The sequence below is a fragment of the Actinoplanes sp. NPDC051851 genome (genome assembly GCF_040681165.1).
Classification (GTDB): domain Bacteria; phylum Actinomycetota; class Actinomycetes; order Mycobacteriales; family Micromonosporaceae; genus Actinoplanes.
Map to the genome: position 1 here is coordinate 47,794 of NZ_JBFAYF010000001.1, position 23,165 is coordinate 70,958.

A 23,165-nucleotide genomic window follows, 5' to 3' on the forward strand; every position below is an offset into this window, starting at 1 on the left:
ACCCGCTGTTCCGCCGGGATCCGCACAAACTTCGTGATCTTCAATCGTTTGCGGGCACGCCACGGGCGGTTCGGGCTCGCGATCATGGCCGGTCGGGGCGGCGGGAATGCACGATCGCTGATCGAGTCGTTCTGGCGCCCCTATGACGGCTGTGCGCGCGCACGGTCGCGGATCGTGTGCGCCTACCGCCCCTGATCACGCTTGATCGCGTGCGCCTGCCGCCCCACCCACGCCATTCGCGTGCACCCACCGCCCCACCCACGCCGTTCGTGTGCACACGCCGCCGCTTCCGCGCCGTTTGTGTGCGCGCCGCCCCACTTGCGCGCCGTTCGTGTACCCGCGCCGCCCCAGGTCCACCGACCACAGCGCCGCCGAGTGCGTGACCCGGACTGATACGACGCCGAGTTGCGGCCGACGACCCCGACAGCCTCGACGACCCCCGCGTGTGGGGATCACGGGTTTGTTCCGCAGCACCGCGGGCGGCGGGCGGCGGGCGGCGGGCGGCGGGCGGCGGGCGGCGGGCGGCGGGCGAGCTTCACACGCGAACACGCGAACACGCGAATGTGAGGGCTCAGGCGCACTCGCCGGTCTGGACCTCCTGGGTGGCCTGGCGGCCCTGCTGGGCGACCGAGGCCGCCTCGTCCGCGGTCAGCGCGAATCCGACGTTCTTGTCGTCCGCCGCGGCCGCGAAGATCACGCCGAGCACGTTGCCGGACGGGTCGATCAGCGGACCGCCGGAGTTGCCGCTGCGGACCAGTGACTTGATCGTGTAGATCTCGCGGGTCACGTCGCCGGACTCGTAGATGTCCGGCCCGGTGATCCGGCTGACGTCGCGGACCCGGGCGGACTGCGCGTTGTACGGCCCGTCCTGCGGGTAGCCCAGTACGATCGCGTTCGCCCCGGTGGTCGCCTCCTTGGCCGCGAACGACATGACCGGCGCGTCCAGCCCGGGCACCCGGATCACCGCGAGGTCCTTCTTCGGGTTGTAGACCACCACGGTCCCCTCCAGCTGGCCGCTGGTGGTCTCCACGACCACCTCACGGGTGCCGGCGACGACGTGCGCGTTGGTCATCACGCGCTCCTTGGCGTACACGAATCCGGTGCCCTCGATCCGGCGGGAGCAGCTGGGCGCGGCGCCGAGGATCTTCAGCACCGACTTCCGGGAGGCCTGCACCACCTTCGAGTTCTTCAGCGCCGGGTCCGGCTCGGCGACCTCCTTGGCTTCGGTACGGGCCAGCCCACCGAAGACGTCCGGGAACCCGTTGGTGTCCAGCGTCTCGCGCAGCGCCGAGGAGAGCGCCTGGGCCTGGTCCGGCATGAGCGAGTTGATCCCGCCGAGGATGACGCTGCTCCGGACCGCCTTGTTGATCGCCGGGAACGGGGTGGAGCCGAACGGCACCGCCACCAGCCACGCGGCGAGCAGCACCGCGACGATCGAGATCACCGCGCCGCCCGCGTCGTCCAGGTGCTGGAGCGGCTTGTTGAAGATCGCCCGCCGCAGGCTGGTGCCCAGCCATCCGGCCAGCGTCTGCCCGGCCACCGCGAGGGCGAGGATCACCGCGAGGGCGACCACCAGCCGTACCGTGCCGTCGTCGAACTGCTTGGCGAGCAGCGGGCCGAGCTGCAGGCCGATGAGGACACCGCTGAAGAAACCGCCCAGCGAGAGGGCGCCGATGACGAAGCCCTGCCGGTATCCGCTGATCGCGAAGAGCAGCATCAGCACGACCAGAATCACATCGACCACGGGCACTCACTCAGCGTAGAAGTCAGGAGCACGTCACGGCACCACCTCGTCCGGTGCCCCGCCACGGGTGGCCGGCACCGGAGCCGAAGCGTCGGGCAGGTCGACGACCCGGCCCTCGTCCCACGGGAGCGCCCAGCCGGCCAACTCGAGCAGCCATGCGATCACCCCCGCGGTGAAGCCCCAGACGAGCAGGCCACGGACCTGGAAGGCGGGCCCGATCCAGCCACTCGGATGGCGTACCCGGATACGGTTCGCGGGGTCGGCCAGTTCACTGATCGGCAGCCGCGCGACGTGCGCGACCTCGGTGACCTGGCGGGGCCGGACCGGGTGTGGGTCCCGCCACCAGGCCACCACCGGGGTGACCAGGAAGCGGCTGACCGGGATCCAGAGCTCGGGGAAGAGGGCCAGCACGTGGGCGCTGGACGGGTCGAGGCCGACCTCCTCGTTCGCCTCGCGCAGCGCGGTGGCCACGACGTCGGCGTCCTCCGGGTCGGTCGCACCGCCGGGGAAGGCGGGCTGGCCGGCGTGGTTGCGCATGGTCGCGGCGCGCTGCAGGACGAGCAGGTCGGGACCGCCCGGCATGGTCGCGGAGGGCGGGCTCTCTCCGAGCAGCACCAGCACCGCGCTGGACCGGCCGTCGACGCCGGTCGGCGGGCGCAGCGGGGCGAGGTCCTCGGCCCGGACGGCGGCCACGTTGCTCATCAGCGGCTCGAACCAGGACGGCAGGTCGTCCGGGCGGTCCAGCACCTTGCCCTCGTTCATCCGGCGCTCCCCACGGTCGTCGAACCCTCGTTCACAGCAGGGTCACCGTCAACCCGAGGTGCTCCTTCAGTTGTTCGGTCAGGCCGGCCGCGTCCAAAGGAAGCCGGTGCACATAGATCTCGCCGTCCGCGCTCACGAAGATGGTGGCCGGCAGCGCGCTCTGCCCGATCGCGGCGGCCAGCGCACCCTTCTCGTCGAAGAGGGTGGGCATGGTCACCCCGTGGTCGGTCGCGAACGAGGCTGCCGCCTCGCGCCGGTCGCCGCTGTCCACGGTGAGTACGGTCAGCGTGCCCGCGGAGCGGTCGGACAGCTCCTGCATGATCGGTAGCTCGGCGCGGCAGGGGGAACACCAGGAAGCCCATATGTTTATGACGGCCGGCCCGGTGAGCTTGCTCAGTCCGATGGCCGGGGCGTCGTCGTCCGCGTCGCGGAAACAGGGCAGCGTCAGGTCGGGGAGTTTCGAGGAGCCGCCGGTCGCGGCCGGGCACGCGGCGAACGGGGCGGGCGTCTCGTCCGACGAGGCACATCCGGAGAGCAGGAGTGCCGCCGTGGCCAGGGCCGCCACGCTCCGCCGCACTGTCACTGTTCCTCCGGGTCCAGGACGGCGGCCGCGTCGGAATCGGTGCCGGCGGCCACGGAAATCGGGTCCGAATCGGTGCCGGCGGCCATGGGAACCAGGTCGGGGTCGATGCCGGCGGCCACGGGAACCAGGTCGGGGTCGATGCCGGCGGCCACCGCGAGGTCGCGGGCGCGCGGGCCCTTGAGGAGTTTCGCGGCGGGCGCCGCCTCGGTCGGGCCGGCGCCGTACGACGGGCAGGCCGAGGCCAGCGTGCACGCGCCGCACGCGGGTTTCCGGGAGTGGCAGACCCGCCGGCCGTGGAAGATCACCTGGTGCGACAGCATGGTCCAGTCGCGTTTCTCGATCAGCTCCGCGACCAGGAACTCGATCTTGACGGGATCCTCCTCGTCGACCCAGCCGAAGCGGTTGGTCAGCCGCCGGAAATGGGTGTCGACGGTGATGCCGGGCACGTCGAACGCGTTGCCGAGGATCACGTTGGCGGTTTTGCGGCCGATGCCGGGGAGGGCGACCAGCTGGTCAAGCCGCCGGGGCAGGACACCGTCGTGCTTCTCCAGCAGGACCTGGCCGAGCCGGATCAGAGAGTTGGTCTTGGCCCGGAAGAAGCCGGTCGGCCGCAGGATCTCCTCCATCTCGGCGCGGTCCGCGGCGGCGTAGTCCTCCGCCGTCCGGTAGCGGCCGAAGAGGACCGGGGTCACCTGGTTCACCCGGACGTCGGTGGTCTGCGCGGAGAGGATGGTCGCGACGGCCAGTTCGAGCGGGTTGGTGAAGTCGAGCTCACAGTGCGCGTCGGGGTGGGTCTCGGCCAGCACCCGGGCCATCTTCCGGGCCCGGCGTTTGCGGCCGAGCAGGGTCTCACCCGCGTAGCGCGTCGCCGATGCGGGTGGAGTCACCGGTAAAGAGTACGTCGCACCCGCTACGGGTCGTTTATCCGGCGGGGTTGATCGTGCCGTTCTCCGCGATCTTCGCCCCGGTCTTCGGGAAGTCGGCCGTCGAGAGGGAGGCCACCAGCGCGCGGCCGTGCTCGTCGGCGGCGTCCCGGGTCGGCGCGCCGGTCGAGTCCAGGTATGTGGAGAGGAACTTGCCCCCGATGTACTGCCCGTCGCTGCTCAGCGTCGCGTGCAGGATCCCGCCGTACTTGAGGTCGCCGCTGCGGGAGAGCGTGCCGCCGCCGCCCGCGAAGTTCCCCAGGCTGTACGCGATCAGCTTGCCCTTGTAGAACTCCATGCCGCGGAGCACGTGCGGACCGTGCCCGATCACCAGGTCCGCCCCGGCATCGATCACCGCGTGGCTGAACTTGATCGGGTTCCCCCGGTTCTCCCCGTAGTACGTCTCGGTGCCCGACGTCACGTGCGCCTTGTCCGACCCCTCCGCGCCCATGTGCGCCTGCACGATCACGAGATCGGCCTCGCCCGCGGCCTTCTTCACGATGGTCCGGGCGTGCGCGAGGTCGTTCAGGTCGTTGGCCCCGGCGTACGGCGAGAAGCCGAGCACCGCGACCCGGATGCCCTCGACCTCCATCACGGTGATCTCGTCCGTCGCGCCGGTGTGCCGGATCCCGGCGGCCTCCAACGCGGTGACGGTGTTCGCGTACCCGGTCGTACCGAAGTCCCTGGAATGGTTGTTAGCGGTGTTGACCAGCTGGAACCCGGCCTCCTTGAGGTGCTCGGCGTAGGACGGCGGCGAGCGGAAGGCGTAGCAGTTGGCCCGGGCCGGCGTGCCGCACTTGGAGGTGCCGGTGTCCTCGGTGAGCGGCTGCTCGAGATTGCCCATCACGAGATCCGCTTTGAGGCCGCTCGTCACCGAGTCGAAGAATCCGGCGCCGTCGTTCGCGGGAAGGCGGTTCGGCGCGTTGCTCATCATGATGTCGCCGACGGCGGAAAAGCTGATCGTCCGGACCTCGATCGATTCCTCGGTGCTCGCCGGGCGTACCGAAGCTGAATTATCCGGAATTTGCCATTTGGCCGAATTGTCGGTCCAATTCGCCAGGGCCGCCCCACCCAGTCCGGCCCCGGCGATCGCGGCCAGGACAATCGTGACGGCGAGGACGGGGTGGTGAAAACCGGGCTTGCGATGGGAGCGGAGCGGCGAATTCATCGATAGGCACGATACCTTCGGCCACCAACCCCCCTCTTCCGACGAATGGACCGTCCCGATTTGTCTGGACCGACGAATTGTCACCGGCGTTCAGGACGAATCTGGTTACCGTCCAGTATCTGGATCAAGGGGTGGCCGCCCGTTTCCCGCCCGCGTGCGCCTAGACTGATCGAGCGCAGACGTTGCGCGTTTCGGAGGTGCGGCGATGGATGAGGTACTGGCGCGCAGCGGGATCTTCCAGGGCGTTGACCCGGAAGCCGCCGAGGCGCTCGCCAAGGAGATGGACACGATCGAAGTCCGCAAGGGCGACGTGGTCTTCAACGAGGGCGAGGCCGGCGACAGCCTGTATATCGTTCTGTCCGGCAAGATCAAGCTCGGGCGCCGGGCTGCGGACGGGCGGCAGAACCTCGTCTCCATCATGGGCCCGTCCGACATGCTCGGTGAGCTCTCGCTCTTCGACCCCGGCCCGCGGACGGCGACCGCCACCGCGGTGACGGACAGCCGGCTCGCCCGGCTGAAGAAGTCGTCGCTGCGCCCGTGGCTGAACAACCGTCCGGAGATCGCCGAGCAGCTGCTCCGCGTCCTGGCCCGGCGGCTGCGGCGGACCAACGACGCGCTCGCCGACCTGATCTTCACGGACGTCCCCGGCCGGGTGGCGAAGAACCTGCTGCAGATGGCCGGCCGGTTCGGCACCCGGGACGGCGGTGTCCTGCGGGTGACCCACGACCTCACCCAGGAGGAGCTGGCCCAGCTGGTCGGCGCGTCCCGCGAGACGGTGAACAAGGCCCTGGCCGACTTCGCCTCCCGCGCCTGGCTCCGGCTGGACGGCAAGAGCGTGATCATCCTGGACCCGGAGCGTCTGGCCCGCCGCGCGCGGGTCTGACCACCTCACTGAAGAGAAGCAGCCCGGCCGGGCCTCAGGGCCCGGATCCGTGTCGCGCCCGCACGGCCACTCGTTACGGAGGTGGCCGAGAGGCACCGGCGTGACAGGGAAGGGCGCGGCTTTGAACGCAGGCAGGGGTGTAACGGGCACCGGGGTGTCACCGTGACCGTGCTCGGCACCACGCTGGACCCGCGCGACCCCGCGTACCTCGAGGGCCGCGGCACCACCCTGCAGTGGCTCGGCGACCTGGAGAAGGCGCTCGACGAGGCGCGGGCCGGTGGCGGCGAGAAGTGGGTCACCCGGCACCACGCGCGGGGCAAACTGATGCCCCGCGAGCGGATCGAGATGCTCCTCGATCAGGACAGCCCGTTCCTGGAGCTCTCTCCGGCCGCGGCGCGGGGCTCGGAGTTCCCGGTCGGCGCGAGCGTGGTCACCGGGATCGGCGTGGTCGAGGGCGTCGAGTGCGTGGTGATCGCGAACGACCCGACCGTCGAGGGTGGCGCGGTCAACCCGTACACCGCGGAGAAGATCCGCCGGGCCGCCTGGATCTCCTCGGTCAACCGGCTGCCCCTGATCAACCTGGTCGAGTCGGCCGGCGGACCGGCGCCGGCCGGCAGCATCGCCCGTGAGCTGAGCCGGCTCACCGCCGACCGGGTGCCGACGGTCTGCGTGGTCTTCGGCGCGACCAGCGGGGACGCGGCGTACCTGCCGGCGCTCTCGGACTACACGATCATGGTGCGCGGGCACGCCAAGGTGCTCACCATCCACCCGCAGCCGGTGCACGGCGCCGCGAACGGGCGATCCGGGGTCGAGGTACGCGCCACCCCGGTCGTCCCCGCCGCCGGACCGTCCGGGCCCGCCGACCAGCTCGCCGAGGATGAACGCGACGGGCTGCGGCTGGCCCGCCAGTGCGTACGCCGGTTCAACTGGCGCAAGCTCGGCCCGTACCCGCGCACCGTCCGCCCCGCCGAGCCCCGCTTCGGCGCCGAGGGCCTGCTCAGCCTCGCCGCCGCCGACCCGGCCGGGTTCGACCCGCGCGAGGTGCTCGCCCGGATGCTGGACGACAGCGACTTCGACGAGTTCAAGCCCGGCCAGGGCAGCGGGCTGGTGGCCGGCTGGGGTGAGCTGCACGGGTACCCGCTCGGCGTGCTGGCCAGCCCCGGCGGCTGGCTGTCCCAGGTGGAGACCCAGAAGGCCGTGCACTTCCTGCAGCTGGCCAACGCGACCGCCACCCCGCTGCTGTTCCTGCTGCACACCGGCCCGGTCACCGCCGAGGAACGGGACGCGGCCGACGTACGTCACGACGCCCCCCTGGTGCACGCGGTGGCCAAGTCCACCGTCCCGCACCTGGTCCTCACCATCGGCCCGGACCCGGGCAGGACCCGGGTCCGCGCCGACGAGCCCCGTTTCCAGTTCAGCTGGCCGCGTCCCACGGCGGATCCCGCCGCGGACGACGACGGCGTCATCGATCCCCGCGACACCCGTACGGTCCTCGGGCTCTGCCTCTCCGCAGTGCACAGCGCGGCCGTGGCGGGTGCCGAGCACGTCGGCGTGTTCCGACCTTGAAAGGTAGATCAGTGATCCGACGACTTCTGGTGGCCGACCGTGGTGAGATCGCCCGCCGAGTCTTCGCCACCTGCCGCCTGGTCGGCATCGAGACCGTCGCCGTCTACTCGGACGTCGACACCGACGCGCCGCACGTCAACGAGGCCGACTACGCGGTACACCTGGAGGGCAGCTCGCCGGCGACCACGTACCTCGATCACGACGCGCTGATCGCGGCCGCCAAACGGGCCGGTGCCAACGCGATGCACCCGGGCAACGGGGTGCTCGCCGAGGACCCGGAGTTCGCCGGCGCGGTCGCGGACGCCGGGATGATCTGGGTGGGGCCGCCCGCCGGGATCCTGCGTACGCTGCACAGCAAGACCGAGACGAAGAAGCTGGTCGCCGAGGCCAAGGTCCCGGTGCTGCCGACCTTCACCGATCCGGACACGGTGCCCGGCTTCCCCGTCCTGATCAAGCCGGCGACCGGTTTCGGCGGCGTCGGGATGCGCGTGGTCCGGGACGCCACCACGCTGGCCGAGGCGGTCGCCTCCACCCGTCGCGAGGTGGACGGGGAGGTCTTCTGCGAGCCGTACGTCAGCAACGTCCGGCACATCGAGGTGCCGATCCTGGCCGACGCGATGGGCGCCGTGGTGCCGTTCGGCGAGCGGGAGTGCTCGGTGCAGCGCCGGTACCAGAAGATCGTCGAGGAGACCCCGTCCCCGGCCGTCGACGCCGCGCTGCGTGAGGAGCTGTGCCGCGCCGCGATCGTCGCGGTCCGCGCCCTCGGCTTCGTCGGCGCCGGTGCCGTCGAGTTCCTGCTCGACGCGGACGGCGACTTCTGGTTCCTGGAGCTCACCCCGACCCTGCAGACCGACCACGCGGTCACCGAGTGCGTCTCCGGATACGACCTGGTCCGCCTCCAGCTGCTGATCGCCGAGGACGGCAGCCTGCCGATGCCCGGCCCGCCGCCGATCCGTGGGCACGCCATCGAGGTCCGGATCTGCGCCGAGGATCCCGCGTACGCCTGGCTACCCGCCGCCGGCACCCTGCACCGCTTCGCCGTACCGGACGTGGCCGGCGCGTTCCGCCCGCTCCCCCAGCCCGGCCTGCGCCTCGACTCGGGCGTCGCGGACGGCTCGGTGACCGGCATGCACCACGACCCGATGCTGGCCAAGCTGATCGCCTGGGCGCCGTCCCGCCAGGAGGCCGCCCGGATGCTCGCCTCCGCGCTGGCCCGGGCCCAGCTGCACGGCGTGGTCACCAACCGCGACCTGCTGGTCCGGGTGCTGCGCCACCAGTCGTTCCGCAACGGCGACATCGACACCGGTTTCCTGGACCGCCACCCCGAGGTGTTCGCCCCGCTGCTCTCCTCGGTCGACGCCGTACGCCTCTCCTGCCTGGCCGCCGCCCTGGCCGGGGCCGCCGCCCGCCGCGCCGGCGCTCCGGTGCTGGGCTCGCTCCCGTCCGGCTGGCGCAACGTCCCGTCCGGCTCGCAGACCGCGGTCTACGACGGTCCGACGGGCCCGGTCGAGGTCGGCTACCGGATGGACCGGCACGGCGAACTGGCCGGCTGGTGGGTCCGCTCGGTCGACCCCGAGGAACTCGATCTCGCCGGCCTGGGCCAGGCCCCGGTCGACGAGCACCCGCCCATCGTGATCGTCTCCGCGGCCGGTGACCGGGTCGTCCTCAACGTCCAGGGCATCCGCCTGGCGGTCCTGGTACACCGGGTCGGCGACGTGTCATATGTGGACAGCCCGGAGGGTTCGGTCACGCTCCGCGAGATCTCCCGCTTCCCGCTGCCGACGCCCGAGGCCACCGAGAGCTCGCTGATCGCCCCGCTCCCGGGCGCGGTCCGCCGCGTCCTGGTCGTTCCCGGTCAGCGCGTCCGGGCCGGCGAGCTGCTGCTCACCCTGGAGGCGATGAAGCTCGAGCACCCGGTCCACGCCCCGTCGGCCGGGGTGGTCGCCTCCCTGCCGGTCCATCCCGGCGCCGAGGTCGACACGGGAGAGCTCTTGGCCGTTCTGGACCCCGAATAAGACCTTCCCTCGGGTACGCCCCGGCACCTCCCACAACCGCACCGTCCTCGCTCTCCGACCGCCGGGCCGCGACCCGCCCTGCCCACTCCCGGCCACAGCGCGCCTCCCTCCCGGCGGGCCCTCCGGGACGCCGCACCCCCGACACGCCGAACCCCGCCGAGCGCCCCAGCCGCACCTCAAACGCGCGAAGGCGCCACAGCCACACGCTCCGGACTCGAACGGGCCGTAGCCGCACACAGCCAGACGCGCAGGGGCGGTCAGGAACACGATTCGCCGAATTCCGGGGCGGTGGGAGCGCACGATGAACGACCGTGTGCGACTGCGGCCCTCCCGAGGGCGGCGGAAGCCCGCGAACTGCTCATGTGCGTTCCGGGCGGAGCGCGCGGCACGGTTTTGAGCCGCGGGCGCGCTACGGCCGGGAGTGAGCAGGGCGGGTCGCGGCCCGGCGACAGCAGGGCGGGAATGCCGCGGTTGTGGAGTTTTAACGGCGTACCGGAAAAATCACCAACTGAACCACTTGGCGAAGAAGCCCTTGCGGTCGGTCTGGATCGTCGGGGTGTCGTCGGACTGCGTCGGCGTCGAGGGCGAGATCGGGCGCGGTCGCGGCGGGACGTAGGTCGGCGAGGTCGAGCGGTAGACCGGCGGTGGCTGCGGCGCGCTCGGGTCCAGGTGCAGGTTGTTCAGCATGTCCTGGAGCTGCTGCGCGGTCGGGCGGGCGGACGGATCGCTGGACATGCCGTAGCGCAGGATGTCCGTCAGGGTGTAGGGCACGCCGGGCAGCTCCGGGATCGGCTGCTCGAAGAGGTTCATCAGCGTGATCAGACTCGGACTGCGGTCGGTCTCCCAGCGCGGCGGCCGGCCGCTCATCACGGCGTAGAGCGTGGCGCAGAGGGCATAGACGTCGGCCGCGCCGGACGGGCTCTCGTGGCGGAACATCTCGGGCGGCGCGTACGCCGGGGTCAGCACCTCGAGGGTGACCGAGGAGTCGCGCATCTCGCCGAGCACGGCCAGCCCGAAGTCGGCGAGGACGGCGGCGTTGAACTGCGAGTAGAGGATGTTGGCCGGCTTGACGTCGCGGTGCAGCACCCCGTTGGCGTGCGAGTGGACCAGCGCGTCGGCGATCTTCACGCCGACGTCGCGCGCCTCGGCCGGGCTGAGCGGCTTGACCCGCATCCGGTCCAGGTACGACCCGTCGCAGAGCTCCATGATCAGGTACGGGTGCTGGTCGACGGTGACGCCGACGTCGAAGAGGTCCACGACGTGCGGGTGGGAGGACATCCGGCCGGCGGCGCGGGCCTCCCGGAGGAAGCGAGCTTGATCACGCGGACTGTCCAGTGTCCGGTTCTCCACCTTGATCGCGACCTCGCGACCGACGGAATCCTGGGTGGCCCGGTACACGGTGGCATAGCCACCTCGGGCCATGACCGACAAACCGGACATGCCCGGCACGTAAGGCGCGGGCAGGGCGCCTGGCGGTGTATCCGTCACGGGATAGAAAATACGCCAGCCGTCCGGGAGATCATCCCGGCACGTCAGACGCGTAGGCGACAGTTTCCACCGCGGCGGGCTCGACCTCGGCCACCGCCAGCGTATCGCGGAGCTCCTCGGCGGCGGAACGCTCGCTCGCCTGCTCGGTCGAATAGGCCAGCCGGACCGCCTCCTCGGCCGCCGCACGAGCCTCGACGTACCGATCAGAAGCGGCCAGCACCCGGGCCCGGACCATCTCGAAGACCACCCCGCTGCGGATGTCCTCGGCGGGTACCCCGGCGGCCCGGTCGATCCAGATCAGCGCCGAGTCCACCTGCCCCTCGGCGAGCAGCGCCGCCGCGTACGTCGCCAGCGCCTGCCGCCGGGAGAAGAGCAGCGAGGGCGCCGAGGTGTCGCTCGCGATCGGCGCCAGCAGCCCGACCGCGGTCGCGGCGTCCCCGGCCCGGATCCGCGCCTCGGCGAGCAGCACCCGCGGCCCCACCTGGGCCGGGGCGAGCGCGTTGTGCGGCTCGACCGACGTCATCACCCGCCGGGCGTCCGCCTCCGCGGTGGCCAGGTCGCCGCTCTGCATCGCGACGAAGCCGTGCATCGTGCCCGCCATCCCGAGCAGCAGCGGGTGACCGGTCTTGTCCGCGTACCAGAGGGCGTCGGCGAGCAGGTCGGCGGCGTGGTCGAACTCACCCACCCCGCGCGCGATGGCGCCCCGGACGACCATCGCCAGCCCGCAGCCCCAGTCGTCGTTGACCTCCTGGAACTCCCGGTACGCCCGGCGCGCCTGGCTGTCCGCCGCGACCAGGTCACCGAGCTCGGCGGCCGCGTACGCCTCCACCACCCGCAGCGTGCCGACCGCCCAGCCCTCGCCGACCCGGTCACCGAACGGCAGGAAGATCCGGGCGAGACGGCGGGCCTCCTGCAGCCGCCCGGCCAGCAGCCGGGCGAACGCCGTGGTGCCGCGCAGCCAGGACCGGCCGACCGGGTCACCCAGCTCGGCGAAGAGCCGGGCCGCCCGGCCGAGCACCGCGTCGGTGCCGGCGAAGTCGCCCCGGGTGGTCGTCACCCAGGCCAGGTTCTGCAGCGCCCAGGCCTGCCCGTGGCGGTCCCCGGCGGCGAGCGTCACCTGGTACGCCGCCGCGAACCGGCTGCTCGCCTGGCTGAGCCGCCCGTTCAGGAAGTCGGCCATGCCGAGCCGGCGCATCGCGTTCGCGCGCTCCGGCAGCAGCTGCGCCTCGGTCGCCACCTCCAGAGCCTCCTGCCAGGCGGCCACCGCACGGGCGCCGTCGCCGAGCGCCTCGTACGCCCGGCCGATCAGGATGGTGCCCTCGGCCCGGCAGACCGGGTCGTCCGTCGCGGCGTTGATGATCTTCTCGCCGTACGCCAGCGCGTCCTCGGCCCGGCCCAGGCGCAGCAGTGCGCGGGCGTGCACCAGCTGGTCGGGCAGCGGCAGGCCGTCCCGGGTGAGCTGGGTGGCGCGTTCGGCGTACTCGATGGCGGCGGCCGGCTCGATGTTGGCCAGCGCCCGGCGGGCCATCCGGCCGAGCGCGGCGACGCCGAGCGCGGCCACCTCGCGGGCCGGGGCGTCCGGGCGCAGCCGCACCGCGTCGGCCAGCTCGATCGCGGTCTCGGCATGCTGGGCGACCAGCGCGTCCCGCTCGTTGTCGCTGAGGTTCAACCGGGTGGCGCCGTCCGCGTGCTGCCGGACCGTCTCCGGCGCCGCCCAGGTGGCCAGCCACGCGTGCCGTTCGGCCAGGTCCGCCTTGCCGAGCCCGGCGTACGCCGCCTCGCGCATCAGCGGGGTGGTGAACGCGAACCCGCCGCGGTTGCGGTGCAGCATCCGGCGCTGGAGCAGTTCGTCCACCGCGGGTTCGAGGGGATCCGCACCGACCCGGCGCTCCTGCAGCGCCTCCAGCACACCGGTCGGCACGGTCGTCCCGGCCACCGAGGCGTCCCGGAGTACCGCGCGCGGCTCGGCCGGCAGCGCGTCGATACGCGCGGCGAGCACCGCGGCCAGGTCGCGGGAGAGCAGTTGGCTGCCGAGCGATCCGGCGGCGAGCTGCCATCGGCCGGCCGCGTTGGCACCGATCGACGGGGTCAGCGCGCCCCGCTCCATCAGCAGGGTGACCATCTCGGCCAGGTAGAACGGATTGCCCTGTGCGGTGGCGAGCATCCGGTCGGTGTCCGGCTGCGGCAGCTTGCCGCCGGAGAGGTACGACGTGAGCAGCCGGGACGCGTCCGCACCGCGCAGGGGCGGCAGGGTGTGCACCTCGGCGTCGGCGAGCCGGGCCAGGTTCCCCGCCGTACGCACCAGCTCGGGGCGGCCCAGCAGCACCACCACGGCCGGCCCGTCGAGCAGCGAGAGCGTGCTGCCCAGTGCGTCCATCGTGGTGGCGGTGGCATCGTGCAGGTCGTCGACGATCACCATCAGCGGGGTCTCCGCGGCGAGCGCGTTCAGCAGGTCGGCGACGGCGATCGAGATGGCCTCGGCGTCCACCCGCTTGGCGCTCGGCGGCCAGTCCGCGGGCGCGGTCGGGCCACTCGGGGCGGCCGGGGCCTCGCCGTACCCCAGAAGCGCCAGGAGACGGTCGACGTCGAGCGGGACGTTCAGACGGTTCGCGACCTTGCGCAGCCGTTCCTCGACCACGCCGCGGCCGACCGTGGCGAGCACGTCCTTGGGCAGGCCGGCGGCCTTGCGGACCAGGTCGGCGAGGGGTGCGTAGCGGCGGCGCTCACCGAACGCGCGACAGCGGACCCGGAGCACCCGGGCGTCGTCGGCGGCGGCCAGGCGCTTCACCTCGCCGGCGAAGCGGGACTTGCCGATGCCGGCCTCGGCGGTCATCACCATCACCCGGGGGACGCCGGAGTCGATCGCCTCGGCGAGCCGCCCGGAGACCCGGCCCAGCTCGGTCTCCCGGCCCACGAACGGCGCCTCGTCGCCCAGCCCGGATCGGGTGCCGGGGGCGTCGTGCAGGCCGAGTAGCTCGTACGTGGGAACCGGTTCCCTCTTGCCCTTGAGCTTCAGCGGGCGCAGCTGCCGCCAGGAGGCGACGTGCCGGGTCCCGCCGCTGGTGCGCTCGCCGGCGTAGACCGCGCCCACCGCGCTGGCGTCGGCGAGCCGCGCGGCGGTGTTCACCGTGTCGCCGATGACGGTGTATTCGATGCCGGCCTGCATGCCGGCGACCACCTCGCCGGTGTTCAGGCCGACGCGCAGACCCAGCGGCGCACCGCCGCCACGCTCGTCGTCCAGCACCCGGCGGACCGCCCGCTGCATGCTCAGCGCCGCCCGGACCGCCCGCTCGGCGTCGTCCTCGTGGGCGACCGGCGCGCCGAAGACCGCCATGATCCCGTCGCCGGTCAGCTTGTCCACGTGCCCGCCGAACGTCTTCACCGCGCCCGCCAGCGCCGCCAGCACCCGGTCGGTGACCGCGCCGACGCGTTCCGGGTCGAGGTCCTCGGACCAGGAGGTGAAGTCGGAGAGGTCGCCGAAGAGCACGGTGACGATCCGGCGCTCGGCGGCGGGCAGCGAGGCGGCGGACGGCAGCGCCGAGCCGCAGTGGTGGCAGAAGCGGGCACCGGGAACGGCGACGGTGCCACACACGGGGCAGGTCACAGCCGGTCCAAACCGTCGGACGAGGCGGCTGATTCCCGGGCCCGGGTCAGATGGTCGATCTGCGCGGCGGCCGACCATTCGGCCGCGAACCGCACGCGTGGGTCGATGTCCGGATAGACCAGGTCGACCACCGCCTCCGGAGTCCGTGCGCCGGCGGCCATCGCGGCCGCCACCTGCGCGAGTCGTTCCCGGCGGTGGTCCAGGTACTCCACCGCGAGCGCGGCGGTGTCGCTCCGGGCCGGGCCGTGGCCCGGAAGCATCAGGACCTCCCGGTACGACCGGAGCCGCTCGAGACTCGCCAGATAGGCGCTCAGATCGCCGTCGGGCCGGGCCACCACCGTGGTACCGCGGCCGAGAATGGTGTCGCCGGTGAACATCACGCGCTCGTTCCCACACTCGACCAGGAAGCAGACCGAATCACTCGTGTGACCGGGAGTGTCCAGGACGCGTATTTCCAGTCCGTTCCCATCGAGGCTCGTGCGTGAGTCGAAGGGCTCGCCGTGCTCCGGTGCGGCGGCGAGCACCGGGGTGCCGCCGAGCAACCGGGAGAGCCGGGCCGCACCCTCGACGTGATCATGGTGACCATGGGTGATCAGGATGAACGCGTAGGGGCCCGCGTCGGCAATCCGCCGGAGATGATCCTCGTCCAGCGGACCGGGATCGATCACCGCGGCCTCGGCCGCGCCCGGGGCGCGCAGAATCCAGGTGTTGGTGCCGTCGAGCGTCATCGGACCCGGGTTGGGAGCGCGTTGCAACGACACCCAACCCGGCAGCCGCACGGCCTCGGCCGATGCGGGCTCAGCACCCCCCATGCCGAGAATCGTACGTCGCGACATGGGCGGTATCCGAGACACGATGTCCGTTCCGGTCACCTTGGGTGACCAAATCCGGCCGAACTACCGCAAGATCAGGCCACTTCGGCGATGACCTCGACCTCGACCGGCGCGCCGAGCGGCAGTTCGGCGACGCCGACCGCGCTGCGGGCGTGCCGGCCCTGTTCACCGAGCACCTCGCCGAAGAGGTTGGAGGCACCGTTGATCACGGCGGGTACACCGGTGAAGCCCGGCGCCACCGCGACGAACCCGGTCACCTTGACGATCTTCACGAGCCGGCCCAGGCCGACCAGCGCCTCGATCGCGGCGAGCGCGTTCAGGGCACAGGTCCGGGCCAGGTCGGCGCCCTGCTCCGGGGTCACCTCGGCGCCCACCTTGCCGGTCAGCGGCAGTTTGCCGTCGACCAGCGGCAGCTGACCGGAGACGTAGACGTGATTTCCGGTCTGCACCGCCGGCACGTAGGCGGCCAGCGGCGCCGCCACCTGCGGCAGGGTCAGGCCCAGTTCCGCGAGCTTCGCGTACGCGTCCACCGCGCCCTCACCGGCGATCGGCGTGGTCATGACCGAGCCTCCTCGGTCATGCCCTTCCGGCCCTCGCGTACAGCGCCGTCCGCAGGTGCGGCTGAGTGCCGCTCGGTGCAGCCGGTCATGACTTGGGCCGCTTCATGTAGGCGACCAACTGCTCCGGGTTCGGCCCCGGCACGACCTGGACAAGCTCCCAGCCGTCCTCGCCCCAGTTGTCGAGGATCTGCTTGGTCGCGTGTACCAGCAGGGGCACGGTCACGTACTCCCACTTCTGCATGCTCGGACACTCCTTAGTCGGGTACCGGCACAGCTTAGGACCCGGGCATCTCCCACGTTGGCTAGGCTGAGCCGGAGAGCGTACGCAAAGTGCTTTTTAAAACACGGAGGGTGACATGACCGACCCTGGTCATCCGGAACCACCGCCGTCGCCCGAACCGGAACCACCGACGCCGATCCCGCCGCAGGACCCCACGCCGCTGCCGCCGGGGCCGCCGCACCTGCTCCTCGAGGCCACCCAGGAGCACCCGGCGATCGCGGTGGACCACACCGCGCCGTTCTCCCCGGACCTCGACCCGATGACCCCGGTCACCGGATTCATGCCGCCGGTCACCGGCCTGATGCCGGCCGTCGGCGAGACGGGCTGGCACCAGCCGGAGCCGGACGGGCCCTGGCACGCCCGGCACGAGAAGCCCGGCGAATGGCACCACCCCCCGCCCGAGCACCTGGCCTGGGACCACTCGCCGCCGGCCGCGGTGCAGGCGCCCGAGCCGGAGCCGATCTGGGTGAGCCGGACCGGCGACCACGAGCCGGTCCACATGCCGCTGCTGCCCGCCGGGGTCGGCACCGGACGGGGCGGGCGCTCCACGATCTTCCTGTCGCTGGCGCTCGCCGCCACCTTCGTGCTCTGCGGCGGCGGGGCGGTCTCGGCGTACTTCCTGCTCCGGGACGCGGACAACCCCGGCTCGCCGGACCCGACCACCGCGGTCAACCGCTTCCTCACCGCGGTCTACACCCAGCAGGACGCGCACGCCGCCGAGGACCTGGTCTGCCGCAAGTCCCGGGACGAGGGCCGGCTCGCCGACCGGGTCCGGGAGATCCGCGAGTACGCCGACGGGTACGAGGGCGCGGTCTTCCGCTGGGACGACCCGTCGGTGACCACCACCGAGGACGGGCAGGCCGACGTCGGCGTCCGCGTGGTGATGTCGACCGAGGACGAGAAGACCGCCGCCCAGGACCTCCAGTTCACCGTGGTCCACAAGACAGGCTGGCTGGTCTGTGAGGTGACCGGCTGATCGCACACCGTACCTTTGAGGGCATGGGTGAGCACGTCGGTGATTGGCCGGAGCGACTGCACGTGGTGACCGGCAAGGGCGGCACCGGCAAGACCAGCGTCGCCGCCGCTCTGGCCCTGGGTCTGGCCGCCGGTGGCCGCCGCACCCTGCTGGTCGAGGTGGAGGGCCGCCAGGGCATCGCCCAGCTGTTCGGGCTCGGCCCGCTGCCGTACGCGGAGCGCCGGATCACCACGACCAGCGGCGGCGGCGAGGTCCGCGCCCTGCCGGTCGACCCCGAGGAGGCGCTCCTCGAATACCTGGACATGTTCTACAAGCTCGGCGCGGCCGGCCGGGCCCTGCGCAAGATCGGCGCCATCGACTTCGCCACCACGATCGCACCGGGCCTGCGGGACATCCTGCTCACCGGCAAGGTCAAGGAGGCCACCACCCGCTCCCACGAGGGCCGCCGGGTCTATGACGCGGTGGTTCTGGACGCGCCGCCGACCGGCCGGATCGGCCGCTTCCTGAACGTGACCACCGAGACCGCGAAGCTGGCCAAGGTCGGCCCGATCAAGACCCAGAGCGACGGGGTGGCGTCCCTGCTGCGCTCCCCGATGACCGCGGTGCACGTGGTCACCCTGCTCGAGGAGATGCCGGTCCAGGAGACCCTGGACGCCGTCGACGAGCTGGCCGGCCTCGGCATCCGGACCGGCCGGATCATCCTGAACGGCGCACGGGCGCCACTGCTGGCCGGCGGGCGGGCCAGCAAGGCGGAGATCCGGCGGGGCCTGGCCGCGGCCGGGCTGTCCGCGCCCGCCGCCCTGGTGAACCAGCTCGCCGTCGAGGCGCAGGCCCACCTGACCCGCCGGGAGCTGGAGGAGTCGCTCCGCCACGACCTCACCGAACGGGGGCGCCCGATGGTCGAGCTGCCCCTGCTGCCGGACGGCGTGGACCGCGCCGGGCTCGACCTCCTCGCCGCCCGGCTATTGAGTGTTTGATCACCCAGCGTCCGATCACGACGCATTACTCTGGAGTAGTGGTTGGTGTGACCGCTCCGCGGCTCGACGTCGACGGCCTCCTCGCTGATCCGGCCATCCGTATCGTGGTGTGCTGTGGCGCGGGCGGGGTCGGCAAGACCACCACGGCCGCCGCGCTCGGCCTGCGCGCCGCCGAGGTGCACGGCCGCCGCACGGTGGTGCTCACCATCGACCCGGCCCGCCGGCTGGCCCAGTCGATGGGCCTCACCGAGCTGGACAACACGCCACGCCAGGTGAAGGGCATCGACGCCGGGGAGTCCGGCGGCGAGCTGCACGCCATGATGCTGGACATGAAGCGCACCTTCGACGAGGTGGTCGAGCAGCACACCACCCCGAAGCGCGCCGCGGAGATCTTCGCGAACCCGTTCTACCAGGCCATGAGCTCGACCTTCGCCGGCACGCAGGAGTACATGGCGATGGAGAAGCTGGGCCAGCTGCGGGCCGGCGACGAGTGGGACCTGATCGTGGTGGACACCCCGCCGTCCCGCTCCGCGCTCGACTTCCTGGACGCGCCGGCCCGGCTCTCCCGCTTCCTCGACGGCCGGATGCTGCGGCTGCTGCTGGCGCCGGCCCGGGCCGGTGGGAAGAGCATGTTCAACCTGGTCACCGCGTCGTTCGGGATCTTCTCCCGGACGGTGCAGAAGATCCTCGGTGCGCAGTTGCTGACCGATCTCTCCGGCTTCGTCGCGGCGCTCGACTCGATGTTCGGCGGGTTCCGGCAGCGGGCCGATCAGACGTACCGGATCCTGCAGGACCCGCAGACCGCGTTCCTGCTGGTCGCGGCGCCGGAGAAGGACGCCGTCCGGGAGGCGGCGTACTTCGCGGAGCGGCTGGTCGCCGAGCGGATGCCGCTCGGCGGGCTGGTGCTGAACCGGATGCACCAGAGCGACCCGGCCGGGCTGCCCGCCGACGAGAGCGAGGCCGCCGCCGCCCGGCTGGACGCCGCCGGGGACCAGAAGGTCACCGCCGACGTGCTGCGCATCCACGCCGGCCTGCTGCGCCGCAACGAGCGTGAGGTCCGGGTGGCCGCCACCTTCATCGAGGCCTTCCCCGAGGTCCCGACGGTGGAGGTCGCGGCTCAGCCCGCCGACGTGCACGACGTCGACGGGCTACGAACGATCGGCGCGCTGCTCTCCCGGGGATGAGCCCCGGGATCAGCGCGTGGAGACCAGCACCTTGTCGGCGCCCTTCTCCCGCAGTGCGGCTTCGAACATCTTCCGCCAGCTCGCCACGTGCGGGTGCCGGCGCAGCAGAGCCCGCCGCTCCCGTTCCGTCATGCCTCCCCAGACGCCGAACTCGATCCGGTTGTCCAGGGCGTCGGCGAGGCATTCGTAGCGCACCGGGCAGCTGCGGCAGATCCTCTTCGCCACGTTCTGCTCGGCGCCCTGCACGAACAACGCGTCAGGGTCGCCACTCTGACACGCCGCCATGCTGGGCCAATCGCTGATCATCCCCATCGGTAAACGTCCCCCCTTGCCTTGCTTTCACCCCCGGACGTCCGCGGCAGCCCTTGTCCCCCATGCCGCGCAGACGTCGTGCGATGTCTCGCCGGACCATCATGCTCTGTAGTTGGGTGATTACGCAACGTTGTCCCTCAAATACGTATAGGCCGGTACTTCCGGGCAAAGCGGCCGCGCCGAAGGGTCCGAACGGGGGTATCTAAGGTGCAGATGTGGAAAATCCCTCCACCGGACGAGGGGACACGCCACACTCATACCGGGCGAGGGCGACCTGCTCGGCGGGCGGTCGTGTGCACTGTTCGCGTACCCTTCTCGGGTGACCTCCTGGCTTCGCAGACGCGATCACAACATCTTCACGAACGCGACATCGCTGCTCGTCTGTGGCCTGCTGGCCGGAGTGGTGGTGGCCGCGGCCGCCTTCCCTGCGGCGGCGATGTCCGGTCTGGCCGCCAAGGCAGGCGGTACGACATTCGCGAGCCTGCCCAGCGAGCTCAAGGACTTCAGCTCTCCGCAGATCACCCGGATCTACGCGTCCGACGGGCGCACCCAGATCTCGCAGTTCTACGACGAGTTCCGTAGCGATGTCCCGCTCAAGGACATCTCGGAGAACATGCAGGACGCGATCGTGGCTGCCGAGGACCGCAAGTTCTACGAGCACAACGGCGTCGACATCAAGGGTGTCGCCCGGGCCTTCGTGAGCAACAACCAGGGCGGCTCCCAGCAGGGCGCCTCCACCCTCACCATGCAGTACGTGCGGATGTCGCTGGCCTACTCGGCGACGAACCCGCAGGAGGTGATCGACGCGACGACGGACACCCCGAAGCGCAAGCTCACCGAGATGAAGTACGCCCTGCAGATCGAGAAGCAGCTCACCAAGGGCCAGATCCTGGAGCGCTACCTCAACATCGCGCCCTTCGGTAACCAGGCGTACGGCGTCTACGCGGCCAGCCAGGTCTACTTCAACAAGAAGCCGAAGGACCTCACCGTCGCCGAGGCGGCCATGCTCGCCGGCATGGTGAAGGCGCCGACCAGCTTCAACCCGACCACCGAGTCGGGCAACGAGCAGATCACCGCGCGCCGCAACAACTACGTGATCCCCGGCATGGTCTCGATGGGCAAGATCACCCAGGCCGAGGCCGACAAGGCGGTCAAGGAGAAGGTCCCCAGCAAGGTCAAGGCGGTCGGCAACGGCTGCGTCTCGGTGGCCAAGAACTACTGGGGCTTCTTCTGTGACTACTTCTACCGCTGGTGGATGAGCCAGGAGGCGTTCGGGGCCACCACGTACGACCGGGAGCGGCGGCTCAAGAGCGGCGGCTACAAGGTCGTCACCTCGATGGACCTGAAGGGCCAGGCCGCGGCCCGCACCGAGATCCTCAAGGTCGAGAAGGACACCGACCGCAACGCCGCGCTGCTGGCCGGCGTCGAGCCGGGCACCGGCAAGGTCCGGGTGCTCGCCGCGAACCGGAAGTACAAGCTCGACGACCCGGACGATCCGGAGAACAAGCTCTCCTCCGACCCGGCGAAACGCGCCAAGGGCATCCGCGGCACCTACCCGAACACCACCAACCCGCTGATCACCGGCGGTGGCGACATCACCGGTTACCAGGCCGGCTCGGTGTTCAAGATGTTCACCATGGTGGCCGCGCTGGAGAAGGGCCTGCCGCTCAGCTACTCGATCAACGCCCCGGACCAGTACAAGTCGGGGTACATCATCTCGTCGAGCAGCGACTCCGCCTGTGCCGGTACGCACTTCTGGTGCCCGACCAACGCGGGTAAGGAGTCCGGCGTCTGGAACATGTGGGGCGCCTTCGGCAAGTCGGTGAACACGTACTTCGTCCCGCTCGAGGAGAAGGTCGGCGCGGAGAACGTGGTCGCGGTCGCCAAGCGCTTCGGCGTCCAGTTCCGCGCGCCGGAAGACGCGAAGCTCGCCGCCACCGAGACCTCGGCGAACCAGTGGGGCGCCTTCACCCTCGGCGTCTCGAACTCGACGCCGCTGGACATGGCGAACGCGTACGCGACGCTGGCCGGCGACGGCAAGTACTGCGAGCCGACCCCGGTCGAGCAGATCACCACCGCGGACGGCGAGAAGATCGACGTCGGCAAGCCGCACTGCATCCAGGCCACCACCAAGGACGTGGCGCGGGCCGCTCTGGACGCGGCGCGCTGCCCGGTCGGTGACTCGGCTCAGCTCGGCAACTGCAAGGGCGGCACCGCCTCGAACACCCGCAGCATCGTCGACCACCCGGTCTTCGGTAAGACGGGCACCACCGACAACAGCAAGACCGCGTCGCTGATCGTCGGCACCACCAAGCTGGTCATGGCCGGTTACCTGGTCAACCCGGACTGGCAGAACCACACCGACTACATGTCGCACGACGTGATCAACGCCGCGGTGCAGTACTCCCTGCGGGACTACATGGAGGGCAAGCCGAGCGTCCAGTTCAAGACGCCCTCCAGCGACAAGATCTCGGTCGGTGAGCAGCGGAGCATCCCGGACGTCACCTGCGACTCGATCTCGACCGCGAAGGACCGGATCGAGGGCGCCGGCTTCGAGGCGGTCACCGGCAGCAGCGTCGAGTCCAGCTGCCCGAAGGGCACCGCGGCCGGCACCAGCCCGGACGGCAAGACCGTCAAGGGCGGCACCGTGGTGATCGAGGTCAGCGCGGGCAAGGAGGAGGACGAGAAAGAGACCCCGACGACCGGCCTGACCACCGTGCCGGGCCGACGGCGATAGAGGTCACATGACGGAAAGGCCGGGAGATCTTCTCCCGGCCTTTCCGTTTTCTCCCGTACGCCCTCAGAACCGCTCTCAGGCGAGCTGACGCCTCACCTCGGCGGCCACCCGGCCACCCTCCGCGCGGCCCGCCACGGCCGCCTGAGCCGCCTTCATGGCCGGTCCCATCTGACCCTTGCCGCTGAACCCGCCCGCCGTCAGGGCCTGGGTGACCAGCTCGGCGATCTCCGCGTCGGTGAGCTGCTTCGGCAGGTAGCGGTCGAGCACCTCGCCCTCGGCGGTCTCCTTCGCCGCCTGGTCGGCGCGCCCCGCCCCGGCGAACGCGGTGGCCGCCTCGCGGCGCTTCTTCGCCTCCTTGGTCAGAACGGCCAGCACCTCGTCGTCGGAGAGCTCCCGGGCCTCGTCGCCGGCGACCTCGGCGGTGCGCACCGCCGAGAGGGCCATCCGCAGCGTGGAGGTGATCAGCTCGTCCCGGCTCTTCATCGCGGTGTGCAGGTCATCGTTCAGGCGGTCTTTCAGCGTTCCCATGGCGGAGAAACTACCCTTGCCGACATGCGTAAGCGCTCCTTT

The 23,165-nt window shown here is 71.4% G+C and carries 18 protein-coding genes and 1 pseudogene; 7 read left to right on the forward strand and 12 right to left on the reverse strand.

The window, feature by feature from the left end; genetic code table 11:
- Positions 1–571 precede the first annotated feature (571 nt).
- The 5 genes and pseudogenes from AB0M08_RS00205 to AB0M08_RS00225 all read right to left on the reverse strand — a co-directional run bounded on the left by AB0M08_RS00205 (position 572) and on the right by AB0M08_RS00225 (position 5,180).
- Positions 572–1,750 (reverse strand): MarP family serine protease, encoded by a 1,179-nt coding sequence (locus AB0M08_RS00205; RefSeq protein ID WP_364485916.1) that lies wholly within the window; start codon positions 1,748–1,750, stop codon positions 572–574.
- A gap of 27 nt (positions 1,751–1,777) precedes the next feature.
- On the reverse strand, positions 1,778–2,506 hold the full coding sequence (locus AB0M08_RS00210; RefSeq protein WP_364485919.1) for a CoA pyrophosphatase: 729 nt from the start codon (positions 2,504–2,506) through the stop codon (positions 1,778–1,780).
- A 31-nt stretch (positions 2,507–2,537) separates the two neighbouring features.
- Positions 2,538–3,089, reverse strand: coding sequence for a TlpA disulfide reductase family protein (locus tag AB0M08_RS00215; RefSeq protein WP_364485922.1), 552 nt, complete (start codon positions 3,087–3,089; stop codon positions 2,538–2,540).
- Positions 3,090–3,205: 116 nt separating this feature from the next.
- Positions 3,206–3,976: pseudogene (gene nth / locus AB0M08_RS00220) on the reverse strand (endonuclease III); the annotation flags it as partial.
- Between the two features lie 34 nt (positions 3,977–4,010).
- Complete coding sequence (locus tag AB0M08_RS00225) at positions 4,011–5,180, reverse strand: CapA family protein (protein WP_364485925.1); 1,170 nt, start codon at positions 5,178–5,180, stop codon at positions 4,011–4,013.
- Between the two features lie 205 nt (positions 5,181–5,385).
- Here AB0M08_RS00225 and AB0M08_RS00230 point away from each other — a divergent pair, with 205 nt between their 5' ends.
- The 3 genes from AB0M08_RS00230 (at position 5,386) to AB0M08_RS00240 (ending at position 9,644) form a co-directional block, all read left to right on the forward strand.
- Positions 5,386–6,063, forward strand: a complete 678-nt coding sequence (locus AB0M08_RS00230) for a Crp/Fnr family transcriptional regulator (RefSeq protein WP_014447921.1) — start codon at positions 5,386–5,388, stop codon at positions 6,061–6,063.
- 162 nt (positions 6,064–6,225) lie between these two features.
- Positions 6,226–7,629 carry a carboxyl transferase domain-containing protein gene (locus AB0M08_RS00235; protein WP_364485927.1) on the forward strand — a complete coding sequence of 468 codons (1,404 nt, stop codon included), beginning with the start codon at positions 6,226–6,228 and terminating at the stop codon, positions 7,627–7,629.
- 11 nt (positions 7,630–7,640) lie between these two features.
- The gene (locus AB0M08_RS00240) at positions 7,641–9,644 is read left to right on the forward strand and encodes a biotin carboxylase N-terminal domain-containing protein (protein ID WP_364485930.1); all 2,004 of its coding nucleotides are present in this window, start codon (positions 7,641–7,643) and stop codon (positions 9,642–9,644) included.
- Between the two features lie 501 nt (positions 9,645–10,145).
- Here AB0M08_RS00240 and AB0M08_RS00245 read toward each other — a convergent pair.
- From AB0M08_RS00245 to AB0M08_RS00265, 5 genes are all read right to left on the reverse strand, one after another.
- A complete protein-coding gene (locus AB0M08_RS00245) occupies positions 10,146–11,132 on the reverse strand; it encodes a serine/threonine-protein kinase (RefSeq protein ID WP_364485933.1) in 987 nt (328 codons plus the stop codon).
- Between the two features lie 31 nt (positions 11,133–11,163).
- Complete coding sequence (locus AB0M08_RS00250) at positions 11,164–14,736, reverse strand: adenylate/guanylate cyclase domain-containing protein (RefSeq protein ID WP_364485936.1); 3,573 nt, start codon at positions 14,734–14,736, stop codon at positions 11,164–11,166.
- Positions 14,733–15,548 carry an MBL fold metallo-hydrolase gene (locus tag AB0M08_RS00255; RefSeq protein WP_364485939.1) on the reverse strand — a complete coding sequence of 272 codons (816 nt, stop codon included), beginning with the start codon at positions 15,546–15,548 and terminating at the stop codon, positions 14,733–14,735. The genes AB0M08_RS00250 and AB0M08_RS00255 overlap by 4 nt, the downstream gene beginning before the upstream one ends.
- 95 nt (positions 15,549–15,643) lie before the next feature.
- The gene (locus tag AB0M08_RS00260; RefSeq protein ID WP_364485942.1) at positions 15,644–16,129 is read right to left on the reverse strand and encodes a RidA family protein; all 486 of its coding nucleotides are present in this window, start codon (positions 16,127–16,129) and stop codon (positions 15,644–15,646) included.
- A gap of 85 nt (positions 16,130–16,214) precedes the next feature.
- Entirely contained in the window at positions 16,215–16,370 is a 156-nt protein-coding gene (locus AB0M08_RS00265; protein ID WP_185038204.1) for a DUF4177 domain-containing protein, read from the reverse strand.
- Positions 16,371–16,485: 115 nt separating this feature from the next.
- Here AB0M08_RS00265 and AB0M08_RS00270 point away from each other — a divergent pair, with 115 nt between their 5' ends.
- The 3 genes from AB0M08_RS00270 to AB0M08_RS00280 are packed head-to-tail and all read left to right on the forward strand — an operon-like array spanning position 16,486 to position 19,546.
- Entirely contained in the window at positions 16,486–17,385 is a 900-nt protein-coding gene (locus AB0M08_RS00270) for a hypothetical protein (protein ID WP_364485944.1), read from the forward strand.
- A gap of 23 nt (positions 17,386–17,408) precedes the next feature.
- Positions 17,409–18,362: an ArsA-related P-loop ATPase gene (locus AB0M08_RS00275; protein ID WP_364485947.1), complete on the forward strand. Its 954-nt coding sequence runs from the start codon at positions 17,409–17,411 to the stop codon at positions 18,360–18,362.
- A 47-nt stretch (positions 18,363–18,409) separates the two neighbouring features.
- Complete coding sequence (locus tag AB0M08_RS00280) at positions 18,410–19,546, forward strand: ArsA family ATPase (protein ID WP_364485950.1); 1,137 nt, start codon at positions 18,410–18,412, stop codon at positions 19,544–19,546.
- Between the two features lie 9 nt (positions 19,547–19,555).
- On the opposite strand, the gene AB0M08_RS00285 is transcribed toward AB0M08_RS00280, so the two are convergent.
- Complete coding sequence (locus AB0M08_RS00285) at positions 19,556–19,858, reverse strand: WhiB family transcriptional regulator (RefSeq protein WP_041832981.1); 303 nt, start codon at positions 19,856–19,858, stop codon at positions 19,556–19,558.
- 319 nt (positions 19,859–20,177) lie between these two features.
- Between AB0M08_RS00285 and AB0M08_RS00290 the strand changes: the two genes are divergently transcribed.
- Positions 20,178–22,595 (forward strand): transglycosylase domain-containing protein, encoded by a 2,418-nt coding sequence (locus AB0M08_RS00290; RefSeq protein WP_364485953.1) that lies wholly within the window; start codon positions 20,178–20,180, stop codon positions 22,593–22,595.
- Between the two features lie 75 nt (positions 22,596–22,670).
- Here the strand turns inward: AB0M08_RS00290 and AB0M08_RS00295 are convergent, their stop codons facing one another.
- Positions 22,671–23,123, reverse strand: coding sequence for a GatB/YqeY domain-containing protein (locus tag AB0M08_RS00295; RefSeq protein WP_364485956.1), 453 nt, complete (start codon positions 23,121–23,123; stop codon positions 22,671–22,673).
- Positions 23,124–23,165: the final 42 nt, after the last annotated feature.

Bases quoted from the DNA above. Each gene is read 5' to 3' on its own strand.
- AB0M08_RS00210 (WP_364485919.1), bottom strand. From the start codon at position 2,506: ATGAACGAGGGCAAGGTGCTGGACCGCCCGGACGACCTGCCGTCCTGG.
- AB0M08_RS00225 (WP_364485925.1), bottom strand. From the start codon at position 5,180: ATGAATTCGCCGCTCCGCTCCCATCGCAAGCCCGGTTTTCACCACCCC.
- AB0M08_RS00230 (WP_014447921.1), top strand. From the start codon at position 5,386: ATGGATGAGGTACTGGCGCGCAGCGGGATCTTCCAGGGCGTTGACCCG.
- AB0M08_RS00255 (WP_364485939.1), bottom strand. From the start codon at position 15,548: ATGGGGGGTGCTGAGCCCGCATCGGCCGAGGCCGTGCGGCTGCCGGGT.
- AB0M08_RS00260 (WP_364485942.1), bottom strand. From the start codon at position 16,129: ATGACCACGCCGATCGCCGGTGAGGGCGCGGTGGACGCGTACGCGAAG.
- AB0M08_RS00265 (WP_185038204.1), bottom strand. From the start codon at position 16,370: ATGCAGAAGTGGGAGTACGTGACCGTGCCCCTGCTGGTACACGCGACC.
- AB0M08_RS00270 (WP_364485944.1), top strand. From the start codon at position 16,486: ATGACCGACCCTGGTCATCCGGAACCACCGCCGTCGCCCGAACCGGAA.
- AB0M08_RS00275 (WP_364485947.1), top strand. From the start codon at position 17,409: ATGGGTGAGCACGTCGGTGATTGGCCGGAGCGACTGCACGTGGTGACC.
- AB0M08_RS00285 (WP_041832981.1), bottom strand. From the start codon at position 19,858: ATGGGGATGATCAGCGATTGGCCCAGCATGGCGGCGTGTCAGAGTGGC.
- AB0M08_RS00295 (WP_364485956.1), bottom strand. From the start codon at position 23,123: ATGGGAACGCTGAAAGACCGCCTGAACGATGACCTGCACACCGCGATG.